The sequence below is a fragment of the Candidatus Phytoplasma rubi genome (genome assembly GCF_026821955.1).
GTDB classification, from domain to species: domain Bacteria; phylum Bacillota_I; class Bacilli_A; order Acholeplasmatales; family Acholeplasmataceae; genus Phytoplasma; species Phytoplasma vitis.
Genome location: NZ_CP114006.1, coordinates 476,262 through 503,226, shown reverse-complemented (window position 1 = coordinate 503,226; position 26,965 = coordinate 476,262). Strand labels below are relative to the sequence as shown.

Here is a 26,965-nt window from a genome sequence, read left to right as displayed (position 1 = left end):
TTTTTGTTGAATTTTAATTTTGTAATAAGTTTAAGATCCCTTTCTTTTTTTATTCAAATAAAAAAAAGAACAATAAAATTTGTTCTTAATTTAATAGTTTAACGACATGTATTGATTTAGTATTTTCTTTTTTTACTAAAAATAAAAAAAAGACTAGTTTTTTTAAATAGTTTTTTTGTTATTAAAAATGAATTTATTTATAAAAATTTATAACAATACGAACTTTTATAAAAGAAAAAATAGTTATTTTATATATTTAATAAATATAATTTATTTAATCCATATTGTATATATTTATTTGTTAATTATTAAATTTAAATAAATAATTTATTTTTTAACTAATAAATCTATTTCTTCTTTATTAATAGTTTCTTTTTCTAATAATAAATTAGTTATTTTGTCTAATAAAGATTTATTTTCTTTAATAATTTTTTGACATTCTTGATAACATTCATCAACTATTTTTTTAATTTCTATATCTATCATTTTTTTATCAGAGAATTCTGAATCTTGAGTAATTCCTAAATCACTCATTCCATATTTAGTAACCATTAAACGAGCTATTTTAGTAGCTTGTTTAAAATCATCATAAGCTCCATTTGAAACATCATCAAAAACTAATTCTTCAGCTACTCTACCACCTAAAAAAGAAGTAATATTAGCTAACATTCTTTTTTTAGAAGAAAAGAAAGTTTCTTTTTCAGGCAACATTAAGTTATAACCACCTGCTGAACCTCTCGGAATAATAGTTATTTTTTGTACTTTTTGAGCATGTTCTAATTTTAAACCAATGACTGCGTGTCCCGCTTCATGGTAAGCGACCATTTTTCTTTCTTCTTCAGTATATTTAATTGATTTTTTAGCTGGCCCCATTAAAACACGATCAATAGCTTCTTCTAGTTCTTCCATTGTGATCATTTCTTTTTGATTTCTTACTGTTAAAATGGAAGCTTCATTTAAAACAGCTCCTAATTGAGCTCCACTCATTCCTGGAGTTTGTTTGGCTAATTGATGAAAATTAATATCAGATGAAATATTTTTATTACGAGCATGAACTTTTAAAATAGCTTCACGTCCTTTAACATCTGGTAATCCTACTTTAAAGATTCTATCAAATCTTCCTGGTCTTAATAAAGCTGAATCTAAGATATCGACTCTATTAGTAGCTCCAACAATAATAATTCCTTTAGATGAAGAGAAACCATCCATTTCAGTTAATAATTGATTTAAAGTTTGATCTTTTTCTTGAGATCCTCCTAAAAAACCGCCTCTTTTACTGCCTAAAACATCTATTTCGTCAATAAAGAGCACGCAAGGAGCATTATTCTTAGCTTTTTTGAATAATTCTCTGACACGAGAAGCACCAACACCAACATATCTTTCAACAAATTCAGAACCGGCTACAGCATAAAAAGGTACATTTGCTTCTCCAGCTAAAGCTTTCGCTAATAAAGTTTTTCCTGTCCCAGGAGGGCCTTCTAATAAAACACCTTTAGGTATTTTAGCTCCTATAGAAGTATATTTTTGAGGACTTTTTAAGAAATCAATTAATTCTTTCATTTCTTCTTTTTCTTCTTCGTTACCAGCAACATCTTTGAAAGTAAAAATAGATTTTTGTTTCGAAGATATAAGAGGGTTAGAGTTAAGTTTTGAGTTGTTATATAAAAAAGCTTCACCCCAATAACCTAATAATAATAAACTTTGAATAGGACGTAAAAAATTATTTATTCTATTTGTAATTTCTAATTTGATGAATATTATTATTTGATGAAAATTATAATAATTGTACATTTTGTAATTTTGTTCTGGATTTAATATCTTTTCGTCTAAAATTTGAAGTATTAACTCAACACAATAGAAAATAAACAAAAAGAAAATACAATTTCTTAAATTTATTTTAGAAAAATATTTTTTTAAATTTTTCATAATTAATTTTTATTTTCCGAAATACAAACAGGAATTTGTAACATTTCTTTATGTAAAAGACATAATACTTTTTCGAATATTTCCTCAAAAGTTTTTTGTTTTAATTCTTGTATTTCTTCGGATTCTTCTTGTTGATATTGCGATCTTATTCCAAAGGAAGGGAACAATGGATAAATATTATTTTCCATAAAATCAAAAAAATCAATTATTTTACCTGTAAAAATACCTTCTGAGTTAAATGGTTGTTCATTATTTAAAAGATTTTGAATTAAGAAATCACTTTTTAGATATTCTTTTATTTTTTCACTATCTATCTTATTTATTTTTAATAATGTATTTTCATTTTCTAATATGTAAATATTTTTATGTAAATATTTTTTGATATGTGATAAATTTATATCAATTTTAGAATTATTTTCATAAGAAAGACAACTAATAAAAAAAAGATAATACATTTCTTCATTATATTCATCTATTTCAATTGGATAAAATAATTTCATATCATAATCTTTTCCAGAGACAATTTCTATTTTTAATTTATCTTGATTATATGTGTTTTTTTCTAAAAATTTTTTAAATAAATTATTAATTTGTTCTTGAATAGAAGTAATTATATTTATATCTTCGAATTCTTCATCTTTTCCGAGTCTAAAAACATAATTTTTCTTTTTTTCTTCAGGACTCAATTCATTAAAAGATTCTTCTAAATATTTTAAAGCTTTATTTTCATTAAATCCATAATTTTTTAAATCTAAATCTTCATAAATTTCCATGCTTTTTTCATTATGTGGTAAAAATGGTTTAGTAAAACATTTTTTATTATCTGTAAAAAAAGCTTTAGTAAATAAAACTGAAAGAGGTTTTAAATTATTTTCATTTTGGGTTATTTCTTTTCTGTTTAAAGCATAATATAAACTTTTTCGAAACTTTTCTTGTTTTAACAAAGGTAAAATATCTTTATTTTTATTTGTGTTAAATTCTATAAAACATATATTTCCTTTATCAGGAATATTTTCTTTTAATTCTTTTGGCAAATCATTTTTATAATTTTCTGCTTCTATGTTTTTTTCTAATTGTTTTCTTTTTGTCTTATTATAATCATAAATCAAAAATGTTTCAATTATGAATATCAGTGTCAAAATAATAAAAATTATTAAAATAATTTTTTTATTCTTATCAAAAAATTGTTTCCATTCCATTTTTTTATATTTTTCCTTTCATCTATATTATTTCTTTTATAGCAGTTTTTTTAAAAAAAACAAAACTACTATTAAATATAATTAAATCATAAAAAAACAAAAAAACAAGTTTAATTTTCAGTAAAATTAATTTACTAAGAGTGAACTTGTTTTTTTAGTTAATTTTTTAATATTTTATATTATTAGTTTATTAAAATAAGATAAAAAAAATCTTTTTTTATATATAATTATTACTAATAGTAATTATAATTATTACTATTTATTATTAATTGATATATTAAGTTTTTTTGTTAATTTTTTATTAAATTTAATTTTATTTGAAATAAATAAAATAGGTAGGTAATTTAATATATTATGGCAAAGGCAAATGATATTTCATCTCAAAAAAAATCAAGAGTTTTATTAATAATAGTTTTAATAATTATATTATTTTTTTTAAGTTTGTTTATTTGGAAAATGTTAAGTAAAGAAGAAACGACAAAAAGAGAAGAAAAAAATACAACTCAAATTTTTTCGGAAACGGAAGATAATAATTATCAGGTAAACGAAAAACAACAAAAAAATCAAGAATCTTATGATAAAGCGCCTAATGAAACGGATTTTTTTCGAAAAATTATTTTAGATTCTGAAACGAAAAAATGTTTTTATAAAATCTTAAATTTAAATGCCAAATTAGAAGAAGATTTTAAAATGAATACAAAAGATATTTTAAATTTAATTAAAGATAAACCAATTGTTTTTGCTTTAAAAAATACAGAATTAAAACCGAATTCGCATATTAATTTATTTAAAGAAACATCATTAGCAGAAGGATCAGGAAAAGAACAAAATTTATATTATTTTAAAGATAAACCAAATTTAAAATTAAAAATTAATAAAAAAAAAAGTTTTTGGGGTGAGATAACATATATTCAGGCACAATTATTATCTAATTCGGAGATATTATTATTAAATGATTTTCTCGATACAGATAACCCAAAAATTAATTTAGTAACTACAAATTTAATATTGTATAAAGATAAAGTTTAAAAAAATAAAAAATGATTTTTATCATTTTTTTATTTTTTATTATAATATATCGAAAATTTTTTTATATTTTAATTTAAAAAAAATAAAAAAATTGTTGTTTTTGAATTATTTTATATAATAAAAATACATTATATAAATATCTAAATTTAAAAAAATTAAGAATATGATCAGACAAATTTATTTTTTATATAGAGTTTTGATTGTAATTTTAAATTTATTCAATTATTATTATATTTATAATTTAATTATCAAATAAAAAAGAGTTATTTAGACAATAACTCTTTTATTTTTCTTATTTTTTTTACTTATTTTAATAAATATTTAATGAATGGCAGGGATATCAGGATTCGAACCCGAACAATCGGTTTTGGAGACCGTTATGCTGCCGTTGACATCATATCCCTATTTGAAAAATAATAATGGTACGGGTGACAGGACTTGAACCTGCACGCTAAAAGCGCTAGATCCTAAGTCTAGTGCGTCTGCCATTCCGCCACACCCGCTCTTTATAAAAAAAATTATTTATAATTTAAAATTTGGCAGGCCCAGCTGGATTCGAACCAACGAATGACGGAGTCAAAGTCCGTTGCCTTACCACTTGGCTATGAGCCTTTAATATTAACAAAATATATTTATATAAAATTAATAATTAAATAATTGGGGCGGTTGATGGGAATCGAACCCACGTATAGCGGCGCCACAAGCCACGGCGTTAACCACTTCGCCACAACCGCCATTATATTATTTTATTAAAAATAATAAACTATATAATATACATTATATATTATATATAACTATATTTTAATTTTGTAAATTAATTGTAGCATTTTTTTAACGAAATACAACAATTATTATTATACATTATTTTGAACTATTATCAAAATTAAATTTTTTTTATATATAAAAAAATTGTTGAAATTTTTAAAAAAAATGATATAATTAAATTGCACTTATTTGAGAATTAATTTTTTTGAGTGATTTTATTCGATAATAAGTTTTTTTCATGAATAAAATTTATACAAAAAAACAAAAATTAATATATTTATCGAGAGGAGATAGTTAAAATGTCTGTCGTTGAATTAATTAATAGAAATCAAGATTTATTAGAAAATTTATTTGAAGATTTTAAAAATGATTCTTTCTTTAGTACTTCTAACTTTTTGATGAAATCTGATATTAAAGAATATAATGATCACTATGTTTTAATAACTGAAATTCCTGGTTTCAAAAAAGAAGAAATTAAAATTTCTTTAGAAAATGGTTATTTAATTTTAGAAGCTTTTCCTTTAAAAAAAGAGGAAACAAAAAAAGATTTTAATTACCTTAAAAAAGAAAGAATAACTGGTATAATTAGACGTAGTTTTAATTTAGGAGAAAATTTTAATATTAAAGATATTCAAGGTCATTTAGAAAATGGTTTATTAATTTTAAAAATTAATAAAAAAATAGAAGAAACGAAACCTAAAGAATATTTAGAATTGAAATAATTTAAAAAAATAAAAAATCAAATATTTTAATAATATTTGATTTTTGTTTGGATTAGAAATAAAATGAAATTAATTAGTTTAATTTTTTATTTTCTCTTTTTTGTTTATCTATTAAAAAATTTTTTACAAAATTTATATCTTTAGGATTTATATATAAAACATTTTTTTCAGAATCGTAATAAGATTTATCATTCATCATTTTATTTAACATTAATAATTGAACATTTTCGAAATCTGAAATTTTTTCAAATATTTTATTTAAACTTTCTGGAATTTTGTTTTTAAAAAAATCATCTTCTTGTGTATAATCATTTTTTTCTGAAAAATTATCATCATAATTTTTATAAAATTGTTTTCTTATATTTTTGTCTATAAATTCTTTATTTTGTATTTTTTGCATTTCTTTTTCTAACAAAAAGATTTTTTGCTCTAATTTATGTATTTCTAACTTTTCTTCCATTTTATTTTGATATATTTTCTGATTCATTTCTAAACGTAATAAGCTATTTTCTTTATATCGATTATTATTTTCTTTTTGTTCTATTTCTAAAATTTTTAATTCAATTAAACTGAAATTTTCATTTTGCTGAGGATGATTATTATTTATTGAAATTTTAGATGGTTCAGAAGAATCATTATCTTTATTTTGTTTATTTTTTTTTGTATTTAAATTTTTTAATAAAAAATTTAAATTACATTTGAAAATAAAAAATAACATTTGACATGATTTTATTATTAAAAATAAAATAGGTCCAATTGATAGAAGAAATATTATAATAAATAACTGCCAATGTTCTTTTATGTAATTTATAATTGTTGTCAACTGTATGTCAAACAATATTAACACTTCTCCTTTTTTATATATATCAAATAATTTAAATTATTTGATAAAAAATAGTTTATATTTTTCAATTATTTTTTTAAATTTTATTATTAATAATAAAAAATGACATTCTATAAAAAAATACAATATACATTATTAATTATAACATAAATTATATTTAAGTAAATTATGATAAATTTATTATAATTTATTTAAATACAAAAATATTTATTTTTTAAAAAAAATTAAAAAAAGTATGGATTAATAAAATGAATTTGGAAAATATAAAAAAATTTAAAACTGGTTTCAAAGAATTTATAATTAGAGGAGATATTATTAAATTAATTGTTGCTTTTATTATGGGGCAATTATTTACTAAAGTTATTAGTTCTTTGTCGACAGATATCATAATGCCACCTATAAATTTATTGTTAAATCGTCATTCTATTAGAGATTGGAAAATAAATTTAAATAATAATATTTCAATTAATTATGGTAATTTTATTCAAAATTTATTTGAATTTTTTTTAGTTTCTCTTGTGATATATACAATATTAATTTATATTTATCAAAAAATTATAAAAAAAAATGATTCCATTACACAATCAAATTTACAAAAAACAGAAATATATGCGACAAAAGAATTATTAGAATTAGAAAAAGAAAAAATACAAATTTTAAAAGAAATTCAAAAAAAATTAAGTGAAAAAAAATAAAAAAATTATTTTTTTTCACTTAATTTAAAAAAACATTGAATATTTATTTATATTAAAACATTTAGATAAAATCCGAAACCCTTAGTTCCTAAATGAATAGCAATTATTGGAGAAATAGGCCCATAAATAGAAACTTTTATATTAGGATCATTTAATTTTTCGATCTCTTTTTTTAATTCTTGCATATAAACATCATCTTCGACATATAACATTTTGACTTCGACAGGTTTATTGGTAAAATTTTTAAAATTCAAGATGCATTTGATTAAATAAAGAAAACAATTTTTCCAAATTCGAACATTTTTTTCAATAGTGATAATTCCTTGTTGAAATTTTAAAATAGGTTTTATTTTGAATAAACTTCCAAGAATAAATTTAAATTTACTAATTCTTTTGTTAATAACTAATTGTTTTAGATTATCTAAAGAGAAATAAAAACTACCTAATTTTTGTTCTTTAGCAATTTTATTAAAAATTTCTTTATAACTCAAATAAGTATTATATACATATTCATAAATTTTATTTAGAGTGAAAACAAATCCTGGACCAAAACTTTCTGTATCAATAACTGTAATATTTTCATTATTTACTATTTGTTTAGCTTTACAAGCGCTATTAAAAGTACCACTTAATTTTTGAGATATTGTTAAACATACTACATGTTTATAACCTGCATTTAATTGTTTTTCAAAAGCTTGTACAAATAATTGTGGACTTGGTTGACTTGTAGTAATTTGTCTTTTTTGTTTCAAACAATCTAAAAAAAATTTATTATCTGATTTTCCTGAATATTCTTTACCATCTAAAATAATAGATAAAGGGACGATACAAATATCAGATGAAAAGTGTAAATTTATATTATCTCCTATAGTAGAATCTATTACAAAACCTATTTTTTTGTTTTTTTTTATACTCATATTATATAAAACTCCTTCATTGCTATAACAAAAAATATAAAAAAATTAAATTATGAAAGTAATTAAATATTCTTTTATTTGATTAGCGTCTTTCATTTGTAACATGATACCCTCTAAAGCAATTGAAATCTTACCAGTTTCTTCTGAAACTATAATAGTCATACTATCAGTATTTTCGCTGATACCTAAAGCGGCACGATGTCTAGAACCTGTTGTTTTTTGAAAATATTGACCCTCAGATAACATAAAATAAGCACCAGCGGATAAAATCTTGTTTCCTCTAATTATAACTGCTCCGTCATGTAATGGAGTATTAGGGATAAAAATATTCATTAATAATTCTTTAGAAATATTAGCATCAATTAAAATTGATTTTTTAGCAAATTGTTCTAAAGAATTGTGTTTTTCAATAGTAATTAAAGCGCCTATTTTTTTTTCAGACATTTCTAAAACGGCCTCCAAAATTTGTTCTTGTGTATTGCGATTAACTAGGATGAATTTTTTATTTTTATTTCGCCATTTATATAAATTATTAAAAAAATTTCTTAAATTAGGAGCTCTAATAATAATAGGAGATAATAAAATAAAATTTATTAAAGGACCTTTGATATCGTAATTTATTAATTTTTCCAAAAAATTACATAATCCAGACCTAATCAAAAAAATAAATAAAATGATTCCAAATACAAAAAAATAAATAATTTTTAAAAATTCATTTTTATCAATAAAAAAAATTCTAAAAGAAATATAAATTAAAAATAAACATAAAAAGAATAAAATAATAAATTGAATCCAATTCATATTTCTAAATGCCTTTTTCGGAATTATTTCGTATTTTTATATTTTTAAATAAATATAATAATAATAAATAGATTTAAAAATAAAATTATAATAAAAAAATTTATTCGCGATTATAATAAATGAAAACTAATTTGAAATTTAAAATAAAATATTTTATGTTATTTTAATTTTTTAATAAATTACTTATTCTTAAATTAAATTTAAAAATAAATAATTATAATTAAAAAAAAATAAATTATTTAATAATATTGTATTAATTTATTTCTATTTTTAATAATAATTAAGATTATTAAAAATAGAAATTTTAAAAAAATTAATAATTTTTTAAATAAAGATATTAAAATTATTAATTTTTTTAAAATTATACAAAAAAATATTAATAATTTTTATTTAGTATAATATTCGACAATTAATTGTTCATTAATATCTACTAAAAATTCATTTCTTCTTGGGTATCTAACATATTTACCAGTTAAGCTTTTTTCATCTAAACAAATATATTCAAATTTTTTATTAGATTTGTTGTTTAAAGCAAAATTAATAATTTTCAAATTTTTAGATTTTTCTTTAACAGAAATTTGTTGTCCAGGTTTTACACAATAAGAACAAATATTTACTTTTTGAAAATCTACTAAAATATGACCATGCGAAATCAACTGTTTAGATTGTGCTCTTGTTTTAGCTAAATTTAAACGATAAACAATATTATCTAAACGTGATTCTAACGAAATTAAAAAATTTTCACCATGAACCCCTTTTAATTTAGCAGAATTATAAAAAAATCTTTTGAATTGTTTTTCTGAAATACCATAAACAAAACGAACTTTTTGTTTTTCTTTTAATTGAATATTAAAATTACCTTTATCTTTTTTTTTTCTATTTTTAATTAAAATATTATTTTTCGTTACTAATTCTTTTCCTGTTTCAGATAAAGAATATTCAAGACGACGTGAAATTTTCCAACTTGGATTTGTATAACGAGACATTTTTAAATAAAACCCCTTACTTAAAATTTATATAAATTATTTATGAGCGATAATATACCATAGTAAAAAATAAACATTAATGAAAAATGTTTTATTTTAATAATTAATAATAATAATTATATTAAATTCAATTTTAATATTTAAAAAAATATTTATTATGGTCATCTTTCATATTATAAAATAAAAAAAACTATAATCAATAAATTTTTACATTAATTATCGTAAATATTCAAAATTATTAATTTCGAAAATAATTTCGAACAAACATAAAATAAAATAATTAAAAAACAGCATCTATTTATTATTATATAATATAAAATGTTGATGTAATAAATAATTTAATAATTTCATAAACAAAATTATTAAATTATTTTTGTGATATATAAATAAAATTTTATTTTATTTTTTTTCTAATTTGCATTTTTTTAATTCTTTTTTAACTAAATAATTTACTTTATCATTTACAAAAAGAATATTATTATTTCTTTTAAGGTGTGTTTTTTTACTACAATTTTTTAAAATAATAATTTTTAAATCTTTAATATTAGTTTTTTGAAGAATTCTTCTAATTTTATTTTCTTTTTCTTGTCTTTTCATTTTAATATAATTTTCATTAATTTAAATAATTTATTTTTTTTAAATGTAAATTTAATTAGAAATTAAAAATGTTTAATTTTTAAATATTAATATTGTTAATTAAAAAATTTTAATTTATATTATTATTTTAAATCAAAAATATAATTTTAATGTAAATATATGCAAATAAAAATTTATGAATTGAATTTTTTTAAATAATCTATGATATTTCCTAGAATTAATGATTCTAATTTTTAGCTAATTTTAAAATAAAAAATAAAAATAAAATATAAAAAAACAATTATATCATGAAAAAATTAATTAAGATGTTTTTTAACAAACGCTTTAATAATTTTAATATTAGGTTTTGTTAAAGAAATTATAAAGAAGAACGTGAAAAATTCTTAGAATTCATGATTAACAAACGTCAAAACCCTTATATCGATTAAGCTAAAAAATACTTATTCGAAATCATTAATGAGGCTTTAGAATATTTACCATATAATCATCAATTCTTAAAAGCCAATCGAACTTTAGAAAACTTTTTAAAAACAACAATAACTATCTTTGCTAAAAACAGAGGAACTGACGAAAATAAAAAAAATCAAATCAATCTTGAAGACTTAAAACAAGCTTATCAAATGATTATTTCTCAAAATGCAGAAATATTAAATCAAATCGAAAACCAAAAGAAAAGAGGTAATCATTTTAATGATATCTCCGTTAGATTTATTTAAAAGTTATTTTATTTTTCGTTCTTATTTTGCTTGGTTTTTTAATAGCTAGCATTCTTTTTGGTGGTTTTGTTTTTATCAAAAAAAATATCACTACACAAACACAACAACTTGGAAAGGCTATTTAATTTATTTTTTAATCATTATTGGATGTTTAAGTTTTCTTTATCTCGATTTCTTTTATAAATCAAAAGAACCATCATCTAAATATGTTGGTCAATTAATCAATGAAATCGATAAAGCCATTGACAAATATGACCAAACCATTAATGATTACAAAGGACTAAAATCCGATTGGGAAGGTTAATTGAAGAAATGTGAAGAAGAATTAAAAACGTTATATGAAAAAAAAGAAATTAATCAAGAACAAAAAAAAAAAAAAAAAAATTAAAAAATTTTTAAAACAAACTGAATTAAAAATAACTGACATCAAAGCTCAAAAACAAGAAACTGAAAATAATATTAATACTTTAAAAGAACAAATAAAAGAAAAAGAACAAGAAAAAACTGAAAAAGAAATTGAAAAAAAACAATAAGAAGAAAAACTAGCTTCGTCTGATGATAAAATTAGACTAAAAGCTGAAATCAAACAATTACAAGAAGAAACTACATTATTAGTTAGGCAAATCTCTTATATTAAAAAAGATATCGGAATTTTAGAATCCAAACAAAAAATGTACGAAGGATTGTTATCAAAAGTTGAAGATTACAAAAAAACATTAGAAAAACGATATAAAGATTTAAAAGATTGAGAAAAAGCATTATTCAATTAAATCCTTTCCGCTGAACAACGCCGTTCTAACATCCAAAAAAACATTGATTAAGTCAACCAAAAACTCGAAAAAATTGAAATAGAACGTGGCTTATATCCCGCCTTAAAAGAGAAATATAGGGCAATACATACTTGTATGAATACTTATAAAAAGAACACGAAGTTTCAACTGGAAATATCGTTAAATGGGTTTTTAAAGGCTTCGATCAAATTTTTCCGATTTAATTCCTGCTAAATTTGGACTTAACATAATAGGAAAAAGTTTTAGTTTCACTAGAAAATACGCTCAAGGAATGGGAAAAGTTACTTTATTACTTCACGAAAGTCACCATTTATGGCATATATATAACGAAGTAGCCAACGAAAACAAAGAAAGTTCCCCAATGATCACCAAAGAAACTTTAGAAATGTATTTTAAAGACATCGACCGCGACTTAGCTAAACTGGACACTGACTACAAAGACTACAAAAAGAAAAAAGAAGAATATAACAATAAATTCAAATCCGATGAAGCTTTTCATGAATTTGAAGAATCAAGTGAGTTAGTAAGAAAAATCAAACGAAAAGAAGAATCTGTTATCAACGAATACGAAAAAATTGTTTTTGAAATAAATGAAAAAAGAAAACAAATCGCATATATACTAGAATTAGAAAAAAATCACAATGAACTAGAAGAAGAATTATATGACAAAAACGAAGAAATTAATGTTAAAAAAGAATAATTAAAACAAAAATCTCCAAATTACGCTCGTGTCCAACAAAGATTTCAACAAAAACTTCAAACTAAAATTCCTAAAATGATTATGATCCCTAATAAATAATTTTTTTAAACATATCATAAATAAAATTGTATAATAGTAACATATTCAAATTTAAAGATTTGATAATAATCACTATTATCAGAAAGGCAATCAAATTTAATGAATAATAATTTTTTTCAAAAAAATTTAGTAATTATAATCATTATTATAGCAGTTATTGTTGTTATTGGTATTTATTATAAGAATAACAATTCTTTAAAACAAGAAGAAAAACAACAAGAACAAAAAAAAGAAAATAACAAGAAGAACAAGAATCAAAATAATAAAGAAGATGAATTTTTAGATTTGTATAAAACCAATCTAGATTTTCAAACTAAAAAAAAATCAAATGAAAACATTGAAAAACCTAAATACGCAATTACTAAAGAAAATTTTGAAAAAATCAAAGTTTATGTGTTTTCGGAAACCGAAGATAAAAATTTATTACCAAATGAACTTTCTGATGAGAAAAAAACTGAAACTGTAAAAATAAAAAACAGTTGGGAATTATCGTTAAATTTGTTAAAAAACGAATCAAATTCAATTAATGAAGAAAATAAAAAATGTGATAATTTAAAAAATCAACTTCAATCATTACAATATCAAATTGAAGCATTAAAAAAACAATTAATTCAAATAGAAAAAGAACAAAAAGATAAAAATAAACAAATTGTCGATTTAAAAACAAAACAACAATCTAAAAAAATAGAACTTCAAACTAAAGGCAAAACAACTTATAATAATTCTGAAATAAATTTAATTCAAACTGAAATCAAACAATTACAAGAAGAAACTACATTATTATTTAGACAAATCTCTTATATTAAAAGAGATATCGGAATTTTAGAATCCAAACAAAAAATGTACGAAGGATTGTTATCAAGAGCTGAAGATTACAAAAAAACATTAGAAGAACGATATAAAGATGTCAAAACACAATATCAAGATAATATCTTATCTAAACTTAAATCCCTCTACCAAATCACCTCCTCAGTTGAGGAATAAAAAAAGTAAAAGAATATTTTATAAATGCTTAAAATTAAAAATAATTTGTTATTCTTAAATATATTTGTTTTTATTTTCTTAGGATTGTTTTTAATAATTAATAATAAATCCGTTATGGCAATGGAAAACAACACTTATAAAGGTAAACAAAAAAAGATAATGATATCTTAGATGAAGCGATAGAAAATTTGGACGAAGTGAGCTGTTCCGTTTTTTCATACAACTTTTTATTTTAAAATGACTCTTTAAGACTAAAAATTAATAGATAATTTCATATCTTTTCAAACTAAAGAAATATTTTTTTCGTTTAAAAAAGTGTCTAAACTTTTTTTGATAATTCTTTAGTTTCAAAAGATATTTTTTTAATATTTTAACCCTTCACTATATAGTTAGGTAAAAAAAGTGAAAAACTCGTCAACAAAATGAAAAGAAAATAATCTTTGATATAAATTTAACATTTTTCTTTAAAAAAAGGCGTACTAAAGTAACCTTTTACAAGGTTATATTATTTGATGTTAATTCAATTAAAAATTTATCTCAGATTTTGAACATATTGAGATGGAGTTGAATGGTTTAATTTGATTAAAATCCATTTATTATTCCAAAATTGAGGAAATTGATTGATTAATTTTTTCATTTTATCAGGAGATTTTTGAAAGAAAAAAGGATTTTGATATTGTAAGATGGTTTTCATTTGGCCGAAAAAGTTTTCAATGACGGCGTTATCACGAGGGGTGGCTTTTCTTGACATACTGATTAAAAAACCTTTTTTTATTAAAGTTTGTTGAATTTTAAGTGATTGATAAACTTTTCCTTGATCGGAATGGATAATACAAGGTTCTTTTAATGAAGGTAATTTTTTAATAGTATTTAAAACTAAATTTTATTTTGTTGGTTTGAAACATGTGAAGCAATTATTTGGTTATTAAAAGAGTCAATGATACAAGAAAAATAGAGAAAACCTTGCTTAGTTTTGAAATAAGTGATGTCAGTAAAGAGTTTTTGAAGAGGTTTGGTGGAAATAAAATCTTGATTGATTAAATTAGGAATTATTTGGAGATTATTTTTTAAATTACGGTAAGTAAAATTTTTTTTGATTCTTAAACGACAACTAATGTCGTTTTTTTTCATAATGGTGTAAACTTTTTTCTTGGTGATGAATTCGTTAAAGGTTTTTTGATATAAATTAGTGATTTTCCGATGACCGTAAAAATATTGATAATAGAGACATAAAGCTTTAATCCGTTTTTGTTGTAACAGATATTTTTCTTCTTTTTCTTTTAGTTTATTTTTAACTTTTAACCAATAATAATAAGTACTTCTTTTGATTTGAATTGTTTTTAAAATAGTGGTTAAATTAAGAGTTTGATTGAATTGGTTGACTAAATGAAAAACCATTTTTTTATCAATTTTTTTAATTTTTTCAATCATTTTTTGTAATAATTTCATTTTTTGTTTTAATTTTTGCATCTTAATACCAATTATCTTTATAAATTATTTTTAAATATATCAACTATTATAACTCTAAAAGATTTTTTATTTGATCAATAAGCGCTTCAGCGCGTTCATCTTTTTGTTTCATAGATAATATTTATAACTTGGGAAGGAAATTAATTTAAAAAATTAAAGTTGTTTTAATAATTAAAATAAATTAAAAAATAAAATTACCTAAAAAAGAAGTTTTATTATATCGATAAATAATAATGATATGAAAAATGATAATTCGATAATATCAAATATCGTTATCATTATTAATATCGATATAAAATATCAAATATCACTCCTTCAATAAGCTTCTTATTAAAAAGGATATATGAAAAGTAACATGGTAACAAAGTGGTAATAAGATGGTAACAAAACGGTAATAAAGTGGTAATAAGATGGTAACTTAATGGTAATAAAATGGTAATTTTATAAATTATTTATTTGTTTTTAATTCTTTTTTATTTAAATTTGATAAATAACCAGAACGTAACTTTTTCACCCGATAACCTTGTTTATCTTTTGTTAAAAAAGATTGAAGATATTTTAAATCTTCTTTTCGATAATAGATGATGTTTAACCCTTTCTTATAGTTGGTTTTCATGGGTTTATGATATTTATCTAGCTTTTGAGAATCTAATTGATATAATTGTAAAGTTTCTAACTTATTGACATCAATTTTCCCAATCAATTCTTTGATACGATTTTTAGTTTCATTTTGATAATTAATTTGAAATAGTGGATAGAGGTGTTTAAGGAGTTTATTTTGGCTTTTAAGAGGGTTATTTTGGCTTTTAAGCGGGGTTAAATTAGAAAGTAATAGTTTACTATTACTAGAAGAGAAATTATCATTAATTAAGGTGATTTTCGTTTGTTTAATTTCTTCTAAGATTTGAGGATCGACAAAGAGAGTTTGGTTTTTCGGGCGATAATTAGCTTCTTGGTAGGTGTTTTTCTTTTTAGAATGAGCAATAATAGTGAGATTGATTAAATCTTCTTTTAATATTTTTAAAAAGTTTTTAATTTGAGTTAAATCGTTGGGGGTGGTTTTGTGTTCCAGCCCCCGATTCTAATTTCTTGACTAGTGTCGTGTTTTAATTTTTTTTTGCTTAATTTTGTTTTTTTTTTTAAAAAAAAAAAAACCCCGAATTTGCGAAAAATAAAATCGCAAAATTTAGGGTATATGAGCTTATTTTGGGGTATGTTAATGTTATTATATGTGTAGATGTTATATATTGGTGTAATAAAGTAATAATTTAATTAATTACTTCAACTTTGTCTTCACCAAAGAAATGAACTGCTAAATCGACGATTATTTTCTTTTGGGCCTCTTCATAAGTAATGTATGGGTCTAAAAAACATTTTTGATATGCTTCTTTTCCGTATTGACGTAATAAATCATCGACATCTTTACAAGTTTGATCGTAAGGGGGTAAAATGCGTCTAATTTCGTATAAAATGTTTACTTCTTTAAGTTGTAATCCTAACACTTCACTGCGTTTTCGTCCTGTTTCGTCGTTATCTAAGGCGATAATGACTTTAATTTTTTCTTTTTTAATAATTTCTAGTTGTGATTGAGAAAGTAGTTGAGTGACACAAATGAGACCGACAACGTTTTTAATATTGTTTTGCCAACAACTAATGACATCAAAAAAACCTTCATGAATGATCATGGTTTTTGTTTGTTTGATAAAAGGTAACGCTTCAAAAAAACGATAACTAAAATGAAAGGTCGGTGTTTGACTAAAATTAGTTAATGATTGATATTTAGGTTGGAAATAAGAAACTTCGCGAAAGTTGTTTTGATAAAAATGAAAAGTTTGATGATAACCATTTTCAATAGGGATAATAATGGAACCATGAAAAGTATCATGAAAATATTTTTTATTTTGTTGATTAGTTTTTTCTTTGATAAAGCCATATTCAACTAATTTTGTTGTATCGATATTTTGTTTTTTACAATAATTTACTAGACGAAAAGATAAAGGTTTATCAGATAATGGGGCATAACCAAGTTTAAATTCTTTGATGGTTTCTAGAGTGAGTTTTCTTTTTTGAGTTAAATATTCTATTCCTGGTTGACTTTCGTTATTTTGGTTGGAAATTAACAAATAATGATAATAATCACGAATTTGGTTGAATAAGGGTGAGATTTTTTTAAATAATTGTTTCTTTTTGATATTAATTTCCTGTTCGTCAACTGGTTTTTTTGGTTTCGTTGAATGATATGGTTGTTTAAAAGAGTTAGTAGTTGTTTTCGTTGTTTCTTTTTCTTGTTGACTTAAGGTTTTAAATTCGAAAGAATTCATAAATCTTTCTATTCTTTGGATCGCTTCATGAAAGGATTGAATTTGACGGATAGTCATATAAACATCAATAATATCGTAATCTTTACAACATTTCCAACAATGAATTTTGTTTTCTGAAGTTAAATAACAACAAGTGGGATTTTGTCCTTGATGGATGGGACAAGGGAAACGATATTTGGGGTTGAAGTTTGGTGGTATTATATTTAATTTTTTTAATAAAACTGACATGGGGAAATGAGTTTGAATGTGCTTTATTTTATCTTGATAATTCATTGATGAACTCCTTAATAATTTTCTAATGGATAAGGCAAAACATAACCGATTTCTTGGAATGTTTGTGTCGTCATTTCAAAGTGATAAACTAAGTTCTTTTTGGAGCCACTGCGATTCTTTTTAATAGATAATTCAATGATTTTTTGAGATTCGTTATTTTTTGATGCTAAATATAATTGATTACAATTTTGATTATAGATATTTAAGGGTTTTTTTTGGTCTTTGGATAGTTTGGGTTGGAATTCAGACATCATTAAGACGATATCTGAGTTAGTTTCAATTCCACCACTTCCTTTTAAAGCGGTGATTTCTGGTGATTTACCTTGGTAATGGCTGTATGTATCTCTTGAAAATTGAGATAAAATGATAATAACGATGTTTAATTCCATGGCTAATTGTTTGAGTTTTGTCATAATTTCGTCAATGGCTAACCGATCATTTTCTAAATGATTACTAGTTTTAGTAATTTGAAGGTGGTCAATGACGATGATTTCTGCTTGTTTTTCTAAATGAAGGCGATAAACTAAATCAATTACATAATCAATGTTTTTGCCTTGATCATAACTAAATGATAAGTTAAGTTGGGAAAAAAATTGTTGAGCGTCATTCATCCTTTCCGTGTAGTTATGTTGTGTGATGTTTGAATCTTCGAAATTTTTATCTAAAATAACATCTAAAGGAATTTTAGTTATGTGGGCTAATAAACGACTTAAATTTTCTTCTAAGGTCATTTCATAAGAAAAACTAAGAGATGAGGATGATGATGAGTTTCTTGATATTTAGTTTTGGTGATATCTAACAAAAGATTATAAACAAAAGTGGTTTTTCCTAAACCAGTATAGCCACCAATAGTGATGATTTGACCTTTTTTAAAGCCTTTGGTGGCTTGATTTAATCCTTTGAAAGTTTCCGATAAGCGGTAATATTCTTCTTGAATTTTTTGTTTGGCTTGTTGATCGAACTGGAAAAATTCAGGATGACAAGAAACCATTTGATTTAAAGTTAATAAGGTTTTATCTGATTGATGAGGAATAAAAGCCATAAATTTTCTTAATTTATCAAAGATTTCTTGGTAATAAAAATGTTTGTGATAAGGATCTTTATTTTCAAAAGAAGGACTAATAATTTTTAAGAGTTGTTGGAACAGTTTTTCTTGGGTATAGGTATGTTTTAGGTTAGCTAAAAAATCAAGGTTATTTTCCTCATTAACATCATCACTTAAAAAAGATAAAGATGCTTTATTAAAGTGATCTTGGGGAAAATGGGTTTGGAAATAGGTAAGTAATTCTTTGATGATCTCCGTTTGAGATTTGATTTTATCCCATGGATGAGATGCTTGTTTTTCTAAAAATAAATATTTTAAGGCCTGAAAGATTTTGGTATTTATGGGGTCCAGTAGAGTTTTAGGGTCGATGATTTGGCAATAAAGGTTTAGCTTTTCCCATTGGCCTTGTGCGCTATATTTTATTAATTGTTGTAATGCTTTTTGTTCATTGGTTAACATTTTATATTAACTCCTTTTTTTCTTTTTTAATCATGTTAATATCACTAAAAGGGAGGAATTGATTATTAAGTAAAGTTTTTAAAAAGACATTCGCTGGAGGTGAAAAACAATCGATCACTTGGTTAATTCCTGGGATTTTCCCTTGATGGATTTTCTTGTTTAATCTTTGAGTTTCAACGGCATCGTTGGTTAATAAGTAGAATTCAAAACGAGTATCGAGTTTTTTTAATTGTTGACCTTCGACCATGGCTTGTTTATAGCGGTCACGAAGACAGGTTTTAAAACTAAACGCCATTATTCGTTTGGTTTTGGTAAATAAAACGAGATCAAATTTAATATCTGGAATGAAGAATAAATAAGCTTGGGGGTATAAATTGATGATTCCTTGGTTTTTAAAATAAAGTAAAATAAGATATTCATTGATTTTACCGCGGATTACTTTTTTACTTTGGGAGTTGTAATTGTTATTAATTAAATATTGATCGAGTAAATGGTGATGATGACACATATATTCATTAAAATTAAGTGAAAATGATGTTTTTTTAAAAAGTTTTTTTAAAATATTAACACATTGAGTGTTAGTATTAAGTTGTTTAATGTGGTAAAAATCTTCGTTCGTTAACATCTTTTTTCCTTTCTCAAGAAAAAAAAGACCTTGTTTTAAGGTCTTTTCTTCTTAATTTTTTTTGTTTTCCAAGTAATGGTCCCATCAGGTTTGATGGTTTTAATTTTCCCGTTATGGTAATAAAAATAGAGATTACCGTTTTGACATTTTTCTTAATAACAATAGCCATTATCTTTCTCCTAGATATTTCATAATTTTTTGAATATTGAATGAAATGGGATCACTTCCGTTTAAGATTAATTTCTTAATGTCGTTAGTATAATGAGTGAGATAATGATCGTATCCTTGGCGAACAGTTTAAAAATAAGTTAAGGATTGTCTTTCAATCAAATCTCTTTGATGATTTTTTTGTTTCTTCTTTCTGGTTCTGCCGATGAGCGGATCAATATCTAAATAAATTAATAAATCAGGTTTTTTTAAGATAGTTTCATGATTTATCTTAAAGATCTTTTTTAAAGGTGAAAGTTGTTTCTTTTCCTGAGAAAAAGGAAATAATTGATAAGCATAAGTAGATGGTAATAACCCCCACTGCACCCCAAAAGTATCACAACTAAATAATTTATTAATAATCATAAAGATCAACTTTATCAGTTGGTCTTTTTATTTTTTAAAAAGAATAAAAAGTTAATCTTCAACTTTTCTAAAAATATTTTTAGAAAGGAAACTAATGAATAGAAAAACATTATTTTTACTTTTTTTAAAAGATAAAAGTAATTTTAAGTTACGCGAAAAATTAATAACATTACATTTACCTTTAGTGGAACAAATTGTCCGCCGTTTTAAATATTATCCTCGTTGTTTAACAAGTGCAGATTTAGTACAAGAAGGAGTTTTAGGATTAATCAAAGCAAGCTTTATCTGAACAAGAAAAACAAGAACTCCAACAGGAAATCAATCAATTAACTACTAATTTTCAACAAAAAGAAAAAGAATATCAAGCAACTATCTACCAAAAAGATCAAGAAATCACCCAACTAAACCAAATCATCAACGAACAAGCTAATGAAATTAACCGTTTAAGCGAGGAATTAGAACAACAAATCGATAAATGGGTCCAACAAGGCCTTCACATTGAAGCTTTAGAAGGAACCATTAAAGCTTTAGAAAATGTCTCTGGTAAATATCTTGAAGAAAACGCCGAACTCCGTCATGAAATTAATAAACTTAAAGAACAAATAAAAGACGAACAAAAAGCCCATGAAGAAACTAAAATAATCTTAGAAGACAATAAATATGAATTAAAACAAAAAGTAGGAAAATTAAATAAAATTAATTTAACTATAAAAGCACAAAAAAATACCTATAGTGGTGCAATTCAACCCTTTACTAATAAAATTAAAGACGACGTAAACAAAAAAGTCGATAAAGTAACTTCTTGGTTTAAAAAATGGTTTTAATTAAAATTCAAAAGTCAAATATGTTAAAATGTTGGTATATTCAAAATTTCCCGAAAGGAACTAATCATGTTTAATATTAAAAAAATTATTAAATGGGTTTTTATCGTATTAGGGATACTTCTTTTTTTAATTATTGGTTTTATTGTTTTAACCGAAATGGAAATCATTAAATTACCAAAAGAAGAAATCCCTACTTTAAAAGAAACCAAATTTGAAAACATTGATGAATGGTATGACGGTAATAACAAATGTCAAATGATTAAAGCAAAATACACTTTCGATAGCCTTAACGGCATCGGCTATTATCAACAACAACTCGCTAACAAAGATAACATCAATTTTTATGAATTAGGAAACATCAAAAACCGCCTCGAAAACCAAAAAGAACCCTCCAACCTGGCCAACTACATCAAAGATCGTCATCCTTTCGACCATTGGAATAACAATGGGTTTAAATTTTCTCAATTTGATAAAGAAATTGATAGCTATTTATATAAATATGTCAGATTAGAACAACAACTCAACGAAGGCCCAGGAGGTAACTATTTAATCCTTAAATACAAAGGCCCTAAACATTTCTTAGAAGAAGACAAAGACTATTACCTTGGTTGCACATGGTTGGAAAATTCAGAATTTAACAACGAAGATTTCCATCTCCACTTCAACCCTGTCCGTAAAACTTTATCCCTTTACCAAGATAAACACAATAACGATAAATCCAAAGAAGCCCCATATAATAAAAGAACCAGCGATGACTGGTAATTAAAATTTTAACAACTTCCAACATGTTAAAATTAAAGGAATTAATATCAAAGGAGATTTAATTAATGTTTAAATTACAAAATCAATTTAAAATAATAAGTTTTTGTTTGTTTGTTTTATTAGGATTGTTATTAATAACTAATAATCATAAAATCATGGGAATGGAAAACAATAATAGAATAGATGAGTTAAATGCTATGATTAATAATTTAACAACAGAAAGACAAGAATTAATTCGACAAATAGAAAATTTACCTATTAATTCTCGCGAGAGAGAAAATTTAAGATCTGCACATCTTTATTTAGCTTCGAAAGTATTAACTTACTATGAAGAACAAGAAGTTATTAATATAACAGATTCGACAATATTAAATGATAGAATTTCTGTTTATACAGCACAAATAAATCGTTTAAATTTAGAAGATATTACAGAAAGAAATAGGAATATTGTACCTCTTGATTTTGCAAGTTTAGATGAAATAAGATATGCTAAACAATGTTTTGAAAACAAACTTGAAATTTGTTCACAAAGATTAGAACAAATAAGAAATAGATAAATTAAAAATAAAAAAATTATTGATATTTTAGTAATTAATTGTATACTTTATAAAAATTTTTGTAATGAATATTTCTATTAAAAAAAATAGAATAATAATTATCATTTTTATAATGTAATTAAATAACTCAAAAAAACACTACAAAATCATTTTCTTAATAAGACCTTCCTCAGGGTCTTTTTTTATTTAACAACACACACAACTTGGAAAGGAAATAAAAATCATGTTCATTAAAAAAATCTTTCAATCTTTACCTAGTAATCTCATCTTTTTCATTATTGCTCTACTTTCATTTATTCCAATTATCACCATTTATTATGTCATTAAATTCTATCTTTTCACCGTCAAACTAAGTATTCACCAACTAAACAAAGGAATAGTGGTTCAATTTTACCAATATTTAACCACGAAGTAACCAAATCATCATGTGGAATTTCATTAATACTTGGTTAACAAAGCTTAATAATAGCCTTAATACTATCAGTCATTATTTCTTTACTTATCAAAATCAATGGTTAAACTTAGTTTTATTAACGATTATCTTATTATTTGTCCCCATCTTTTATATTTAATTGATTTTCTTTTTAAATGTCTTTATCACCTTTTTCGTTTCTTTTATTATTTAGGTAAATATCTTTTATTATTATTAAAGAAAATATTTAAGAAAGAATAATTATTATGAGAATCAAAAACTTAAATCAACGCACCAAATTATGGTATCAACACCGAAAAAAATACATCAACGCTTCGGAAATTGCTTCGATAACGGGTTGTTTAGATCCCTTTCGTTCTATGGAACAATTAGTTCATGATAAACTCTTTGGCACCACTTTTACCGCTAATCAATATACGCTGCATGGACAAAAAAAGGAACCTATAGCTCGTAAATTTTTCATACAAAAAACCAATTTAACTTTTGAAGACACCATTTTCACTGATGATCAAGTTAACCTTTTTTCCGCATCTTTAGACGGCTACAACGAAAAACATCAAGCTGTTTTAGAAATTAAATGTCCTTTTGTGAACGAAAATAAAGAAGTCTCATCCACTTGGACTAATTTTTTAACTCACCCTCAACTAGAAAATATCCCTCAATACTACTGGGCCCAAGTTCAATGTCAACTCTATTGTTCGCAAGCGAACTTCGCTTACTTTTTAGTTTATTTTAACGACATAAAATACCATGTGGTCCGCATTTATCAAGATAAAAACTTCATATCTAAAATGATTGCTGATAGTAAAAATATCTAAATCTTCTAAACAAAGCAAAAGAAGAATTATCACAAACAACTTATTTAAAACAATTAAGCAAAATAAAATACAACTAAGACCTTCAATTTGAAGGTCTTTTTTTATACCCAAAACCAAATAAAAGGAGAAATCAATAATGAAATTAATCGTTTTTGAAGGACTTGATGGGAGCGGAAAAACTTCTCTTATCAATTCCCTTCAACCCCATTTAAAAACTCCCTTTCAAACTTATCAAGGCTTAGGAGTAGTTCACTTGGAAAGGAAATTAGAGATTTATTTTTAAATTTTCAACAAGTAGATTACCTCACTCGTTTTTATTTAAGTCTCGCCAATATGGCCCAAATCCAAGCGGAATTATTAAAAAACAACCAATTAATTATTTTAGACCGTTGGTTACCATCCACTTATGCTTACCAATTATTCCCCTTTTCAAACGAAAAGAAACAACTTTTCCCTTTAAAAAAGATCTTTAAGCTGAATCATGAAACTATCTTAAAAAAACCCGATTTATTAATTTATTTAGATATTGATCCTCTCATCGGAAGAACTAGAAAGAAGAAAAAAAACCATCAAAGAGATCTGATTGAAAAACAATCCTTAACTTATTTTCAAACTGTTCGTCAAGGATACGAACATTATTTAACTCATTATACTAACGACATTAAGAAATTAATCTTAAACGGAAGTGATCCCATTTCATTCAATATTCAAAAAATTATGAAATATCTAGGAGAAAGATAATGGCTATTGTTATTAAGAAAAAATGTCAAAACGGTAATCTTTATTTTTATTACCATAACGGAAAAATCAAAACCATCAAACCTGATGGAACCATTACTTGGAAAACGAAAAAAATTAAGAAGAAAAGACCTTAAAACGAGTTCTTTTTTTTCTTGAGAAAGGAAAAAAGATGTTAACGAACGAAGATTTTTACCACATTAAACAACTTAACATTAACACTCAATGTGTTAATATTTTAAAAAAACTTTTTCATAAATCATCATTTTCACTTAATTTTCATGAATATATGAATCATCATCACCATTTACTAGATCAATATTTAACTAATAACAACTATCACTCTCAAAGTCAAAAAGTGATCCGTGGTAAAATCAATGAATATCTTATTTTATTCTATTTTCAAAACCAAGGAATCATTCATTTATATCCTCAAGCTTATTTATTTTTTATCCCCGACATTAAATTTGATTTAGTGTTATTTACAAAAAATAAAAGGATTATCGCTTTTAATTTTAAAACATGTCTTCGTGATCGCTATAAACAAGCCATGGTAGAAGCCCAACAATTAAAAAAACTCGATACTCGTTTTGAATTTTATTTATTAACTAATAACACTGTGGAAACTACAAAGATTAAACAAGAAAATCACTCAAGGGAAAATCCCAGGAATTAACCAAGTCATTGATTGTTTTTCGCCTCAAGCGAATATCTTTTTACAAAAATTACTTACTCACCAATTCCTCCCTTTTAGTGATATTAACATGATTAAAAAATAATAAAGGAGTTAATTAAAATGTTAACCAACGAACAAAAAGCGTTAAAACAAATCATTTTCTATATGAACCAAAATAAAGCTGACCAATTAAATTTTTATTTTCAGCTCATTGATCCACAATCTTTTTTAGATAAACAACATATAAAAATCTTTCAGGCCTTAAAATATTTAATTTTAGAAAAAACAACTAATCATCCCTTTGATAAAATCAAATCTCAAACTGAAATTATCAAAGAATTAATCACTTATCTTCAAACTCATTTTCCCCAAAATCACTTTACTAAAGAATCACTATCTTTTTTAAGTAATGATTTTAGTAAGGAAAATAACCTTGATTTCTTAGATAACTTAAAACATACTTATACCCAATAAAAACTATTTCAACAACTCTTAAAAATCATTAGTCCTTCTTTTGAAAACAAAGATCCTTATCATAAACATCTATACTACCAAGAAATCTTTGATAAATTAAGGAAATTTATGTCCTTTATACCTCATCCCTCCGATAAGACTTTGTTAACTTTAAATCAAATGGCTTCTTGTCATCCTGAATTTTTCGAGTCCAATCAACAAGCCAAACAAAAAATCCAAGAAGAATATTACCGCTTATCGGAAACTTTCAAAGGATTAAATCATGCCACAAAAGGCTTTAAAAAAGGTCAAATCATCACCATTGGGGGCTATACTGGTTTAGGAAAAACCACTTTTGTTTATAATCTTTTGTTAGATATCACTAAAACTAAATACAAAGAAACTCATCATCATCCCCATCTCTTAGTTTTTTCTTATGAAATGACCTTAGAAGAAAATTTAAGTCGTTTATTATCCCACCAAACTCAAATTCCCTTAAATGTTATTTTAGATAAAAATTGGGAAGACTCAAACATCACTCAACATACCTACATGGAAAGGATGAATGACGCTAAAAAATTCTTTTCCCAACTTAACTTATCATTTAGTTATGATCAAGGTAAAAAAATAGATTATATCATTGATTTAGTTTATCGTTTTTCTTTGGAACAAAAAGTCGAAATCATCGTTATCGACCATCTCCAAATTACTAAATCATCCAATCATTTAGAAAACGACCGTCTAGCTATTGACGAAATAATGACGAAACTCAAACAATTATCCATGGAATTAAACATTGTTATTATCATTTTATCTCAATTTTCAAGAGATACATATAGCCATTACCAAGGTAAATCACCAGAAATAACAGCTTTAAAAGGAAGTGGTGGAATTGAAACTAACTCAGATATCGTCTTAATGATGTCTAAATTCCAACCCAAAATATCCAAAGACAAAGAAAAACCATTAAATATCTATAATCAAGATTTAAATCAATTATATTTAGAATCAAAAAATAACGAATCTCAAAAAATTATTGAATTATCTATTAAAAAGAATCGAAATGGCACCAAAAAAAACTTAATTTATCATTTTGAAATGACCACTCAAACTTTCCAAGAAATCGGTTATATTTTACCTTACCCATTAGAAAGTTATTAAGGAGAA

General features: G+C 23.6%; 26 protein-coding genes, 4 tRNA genes and 7 pseudogenes. 19 read left to right on the top strand and 18 right to left on the bottom strand.

Annotated features, from left to right (window positions below):
• Window positions 1-327 precede the first annotated feature (327 nt).
• A complete protein-coding gene (ftsH, locus tag RS022_RS02800) occupies window positions 328-1,926 on the bottom strand; it encodes an ATP-dependent zinc metalloprotease FtsH (RefSeq protein ID WP_268849683.1) in 1,599 nt (532 codons plus the stop codon).
• Window positions 1,927-1,928: 2 nt separating this feature from the next.
• A complete protein-coding gene (locus RS022_RS02795; RefSeq protein ID WP_268849682.1) occupies window positions 1,929-3,125 on the bottom strand; it encodes a periplasmic substrate-binding domain-containing protein in 1,197 nt (398 codons plus the stop codon).
• A gap of 354 nt (window positions 3,126-3,479) precedes the next feature.
• Here RS022_RS02795 and RS022_RS02790 point away from each other — a divergent pair, with 354 nt between their 5' ends.
• Entirely contained in the window at window positions 3,480-4,154 is a 675-nt protein-coding gene (locus RS022_RS02790) for a hypothetical protein (RefSeq protein WP_268849681.1), read from the top strand.
• A gap of 329 nt (window positions 4,155-4,483) precedes the next feature.
• On the opposite strand, the gene RS022_RS02785 is transcribed toward RS022_RS02790, so the two are convergent.
• The 4 genes from RS022_RS02785 to RS022_RS02770 all read right to left on the bottom strand — a co-directional run bounded on the left by RS022_RS02785 (window position 4,484) and on the right by RS022_RS02770 (window position 4,888).
• Window positions 4,484-4,558, bottom strand: a tRNA-Trp gene (locus RS022_RS02785).
• A 16-nt stretch (window positions 4,559-4,574) separates the two neighbouring features.
• Window positions 4,575-4,657, bottom strand: a tRNA-Leu gene (locus RS022_RS02780).
• Window positions 4,658-4,691: 34 nt separating this feature from the next.
• Window positions 4,692-4,766 (bottom strand) — tRNA-Gln (locus tag RS022_RS02775).
• Window positions 4,767-4,812: 46 nt separating this feature from the next.
• Window positions 4,813-4,888, bottom strand: a tRNA-His gene (locus RS022_RS02770).
• Between the two features lie 330 nt (window positions 4,889-5,218).
• Between RS022_RS02770 and RS022_RS02765 the strand changes: the two genes are divergently transcribed.
• Entirely contained in the window at window positions 5,219-5,641 is a 423-nt protein-coding gene (locus RS022_RS02765) for an Hsp20/alpha crystallin family protein (RefSeq protein WP_268849680.1), read from the top strand.
• 73 nt (window positions 5,642-5,714) lie between these two features.
• Here the strand turns inward: RS022_RS02765 and RS022_RS02760 are convergent, their stop codons facing one another.
• Window positions 5,715-6,359 (bottom strand): hypothetical protein, encoded by a 645-nt coding sequence (locus RS022_RS02760; RefSeq protein ID WP_268849679.1) that lies wholly within the window; start codon window positions 6,357-6,359, stop codon window positions 5,715-5,717.
• A 374-nt stretch (window positions 6,360-6,733) separates the two neighbouring features.
• On the opposite strand from RS022_RS02760, the gene mscL reads away from it, so the two are divergent.
• Complete coding sequence (gene mscL / locus RS022_RS02755; RefSeq protein WP_268849678.1) at window positions 6,734-7,180, top strand: large conductance mechanosensitive channel protein MscL; 447 nt, start codon at window positions 6,734-6,736, stop codon at window positions 7,178-7,180.
• Between the two features lie 47 nt (window positions 7,181-7,227).
• On the opposite strand, the gene RS022_RS02750 is transcribed toward mscL, so the two are convergent.
• The 4 genes from RS022_RS02750 to RS022_RS02735 form a co-directional block, all read right to left on the bottom strand.
• Window positions 7,228-8,097 carry a DegV family protein gene (locus RS022_RS02750; protein ID WP_268849677.1) on the bottom strand — a complete coding sequence of 290 codons (870 nt, stop codon included), beginning with the start codon at window positions 8,095-8,097 and terminating at the stop codon, window positions 7,228-7,230.
• A 45-nt stretch (window positions 8,098-8,142) separates the two neighbouring features.
• Window positions 8,143-8,898, bottom strand: coding sequence for a diadenylate cyclase (locus tag RS022_RS02745; protein WP_268849676.1), 756 nt, complete (start codon window positions 8,896-8,898; stop codon window positions 8,143-8,145).
• Window positions 8,899-9,284: 386 nt separating this feature from the next.
• Window positions 9,285-9,884, bottom strand: a complete 600-nt coding sequence (gene rpsD / locus RS022_RS02740; RefSeq protein ID WP_268849675.1) for a 30S ribosomal protein S4 — start codon at window positions 9,882-9,884, stop codon at window positions 9,285-9,287.
• A 399-nt stretch (window positions 9,885-10,283) separates the two neighbouring features.
• Window positions 10,284-10,481 (bottom strand): hypothetical protein, encoded by a 198-nt coding sequence (locus RS022_RS02735; protein WP_268849674.1) that lies wholly within the window; start codon window positions 10,479-10,481, stop codon window positions 10,284-10,286.
• A 362-nt stretch (window positions 10,482-10,843) separates the two neighbouring features.
• Between RS022_RS02735 and RS022_RS02730 the strand changes: the two are divergent.
• The 5 genes and pseudogenes from RS022_RS02730 to RS022_RS02715 all read left to right on the top strand — a co-directional run.
• Window positions 10,844-11,197, top strand: a pseudogene (locus RS022_RS02730) (ATP-dependent Zn protease); the annotation flags it as partial.
• Window positions 11,198-11,535: 338 nt separating this feature from the next.
• Window positions 11,536-11,730: a hypothetical protein gene (locus tag RS022_RS04170; RefSeq protein WP_308738515.1), complete on the top strand. Its 195-nt coding sequence runs from the start codon at window positions 11,536-11,538 to the stop codon at window positions 11,728-11,730.
• A 529-nt stretch (window positions 11,731-12,259) separates the two neighbouring features.
• On the top strand, window positions 12,260-12,688 hold the full coding sequence (locus RS022_RS04165; RefSeq protein WP_308738514.1) for a hypothetical protein: 429 nt from the start codon (window positions 12,260-12,262) through the stop codon (window positions 12,686-12,688).
• 198 nt (window positions 12,689-12,886) lie between these two features.
• A complete protein-coding gene (locus tag RS022_RS02720; protein ID WP_268849673.1) occupies window positions 12,887-13,771 on the top strand; it encodes a coiled-coil domain-containing protein in 885 nt (294 codons plus the stop codon).
• 24 nt (window positions 13,772-13,795) lie between these two features.
• A complete protein-coding gene (locus tag RS022_RS02715) occupies window positions 13,796-13,942 on the top strand; it encodes an SVM family protein (RefSeq protein WP_308738513.1) in 147 nt (48 codons plus the stop codon).
• Between the two features lie 361 nt (window positions 13,943-14,303).
• On the opposite strand, the pseudogene RS022_RS02710 reads toward RS022_RS02715, so the two are convergent.
• The 7 genes and pseudogenes from RS022_RS02710 to RS022_RS02680 form a co-directional block, all read right to left on the bottom strand.
• A pseudogene (locus RS022_RS02710) lies at window positions 14,304-15,241 on the bottom strand (IS3 family transposase).
• Window positions 15,242-15,689: 448 nt separating this feature from the next.
• Window positions 15,690-16,327: pseudogene (locus RS022_RS02705) on the bottom strand (phase variable surface lipoprotein).
• Window positions 16,328-16,509: 182 nt separating this feature from the next.
• Window positions 16,510-17,835 carry a toprim domain-containing protein gene (locus tag RS022_RS02700; protein ID WP_268849672.1) on the bottom strand — a complete coding sequence of 442 codons (1,326 nt, stop codon included), beginning with the start codon at window positions 17,833-17,835 and terminating at the stop codon, window positions 16,510-16,512.
• A gap of 11 nt (window positions 17,836-17,846) precedes the next feature.
• A pseudogene (locus RS022_RS02695) lies at window positions 17,847-19,339 on the bottom strand (replicative DNA helicase).
• Between the two features lies 1 nt (window position 19,340).
• Complete coding sequence (locus RS022_RS02690) at window positions 19,341-19,964, bottom strand: hypothetical protein (protein ID WP_268849671.1); 624 nt, start codon at window positions 19,962-19,964, stop codon at window positions 19,341-19,343.
• A 13-nt stretch (window positions 19,965-19,977) separates the two neighbouring features.
• Window positions 19,978-20,133, bottom strand: a complete 156-nt coding sequence (locus RS022_RS02685) for a hypothetical protein (protein ID WP_268849670.1) — start codon at window positions 20,131-20,133, stop codon at window positions 19,978-19,980.
• A 128-nt stretch (window positions 20,134-20,261) separates the two neighbouring features.
• On the bottom strand, window positions 20,262-20,537 hold the full coding sequence (locus tag RS022_RS02680) for a nucleoside/nucleotide kinase family protein (protein WP_268849669.1): 276 nt from the start codon (window positions 20,535-20,537) through the stop codon (window positions 20,262-20,264).
• A 94-nt stretch (window positions 20,538-20,631) separates the two neighbouring features.
• On the opposite strand from RS022_RS02680, the gene RS022_RS02675 reads away from it, so the two are divergent.
• The 11 genes and pseudogenes from RS022_RS02675 (at window position 20,632) to RS022_RS02625 (ending at window position 26,959) form a co-directional block, all read left to right on the top strand.
• Window positions 20,632-20,826 carry a sigma factor gene (locus tag RS022_RS02675; RefSeq protein ID WP_308738512.1) on the top strand — a complete coding sequence of 65 codons (195 nt, stop codon included), beginning with the start codon at window positions 20,632-20,634 and terminating at the stop codon, window positions 20,824-20,826.
• Between the two features lie 601 nt (window positions 20,827-21,427).
• Complete coding sequence (locus RS022_RS02670) at window positions 21,428-22,123, top strand: effector (RefSeq protein ID WP_268849668.1); 696 nt, start codon at window positions 21,428-21,430, stop codon at window positions 22,121-22,123.
• 65 nt (window positions 22,124-22,188) lie between these two features.
• Window positions 22,189-22,680: an SVM family protein gene (locus RS022_RS02665; protein WP_268849667.1), complete on the top strand. Its 492-nt coding sequence runs from the start codon at window positions 22,189-22,191 to the stop codon at window positions 22,678-22,680.
• A 223-nt stretch (window positions 22,681-22,903) separates the two neighbouring features.
• Complete coding sequence (locus RS022_RS02660) at window positions 22,904-23,095, top strand: hypothetical protein (protein ID WP_268849666.1); 192 nt, start codon at window positions 22,904-22,906, stop codon at window positions 23,093-23,095.
• 10 nt (window positions 23,096-23,105) lie between these two features.
• Window positions 23,106-23,252 carry a hypothetical protein gene (locus tag RS022_RS02655; protein ID WP_268849665.1) on the top strand — a complete coding sequence of 49 codons (147 nt, stop codon included), beginning with the start codon at window positions 23,106-23,108 and terminating at the stop codon, window positions 23,250-23,252.
• 106 nt (window positions 23,253-23,358) lie between these two features.
• Window positions 23,359-24,008: pseudogene (locus tag RS022_RS02650) on the top strand (YqaJ viral recombinase family nuclease).
• Window positions 24,009-24,067: 59 nt separating this feature from the next.
• Entirely contained in the window at window positions 24,068-24,214 is a 147-nt protein-coding gene (locus RS022_RS02645; protein WP_268849664.1) for a hypothetical protein, read from the top strand.
• Window positions 24,196-24,672 (top strand): dTMP kinase, encoded by a 477-nt coding sequence (locus tag RS022_RS02640; protein ID WP_268850203.1) that lies wholly within the window; start codon window positions 24,196-24,198, stop codon window positions 24,670-24,672. Before RS022_RS02645 ends, RS022_RS02640 begins: the two co-directional genes overlap by 19 nt.
• Window positions 24,672-24,806, top strand: coding sequence for a hypothetical protein (locus RS022_RS02635; RefSeq protein WP_017193148.1), 135 nt, complete (start codon window positions 24,672-24,674; stop codon window positions 24,804-24,806). The genes RS022_RS02640 and RS022_RS02635 overlap by 1 nt, the downstream gene beginning before the upstream one ends.
• A 35-nt stretch (window positions 24,807-24,841) precedes the next feature.
• Window positions 24,842-25,448, top strand: a pseudogene (locus RS022_RS02630) (hypothetical protein).
• 17 nt (window positions 25,449-25,465) lie between these two features.
• Window positions 25,466-26,959: pseudogene (locus RS022_RS02625) on the top strand (replicative DNA helicase).
• Window positions 26,960-26,965: the final 6 nt, after the last annotated feature.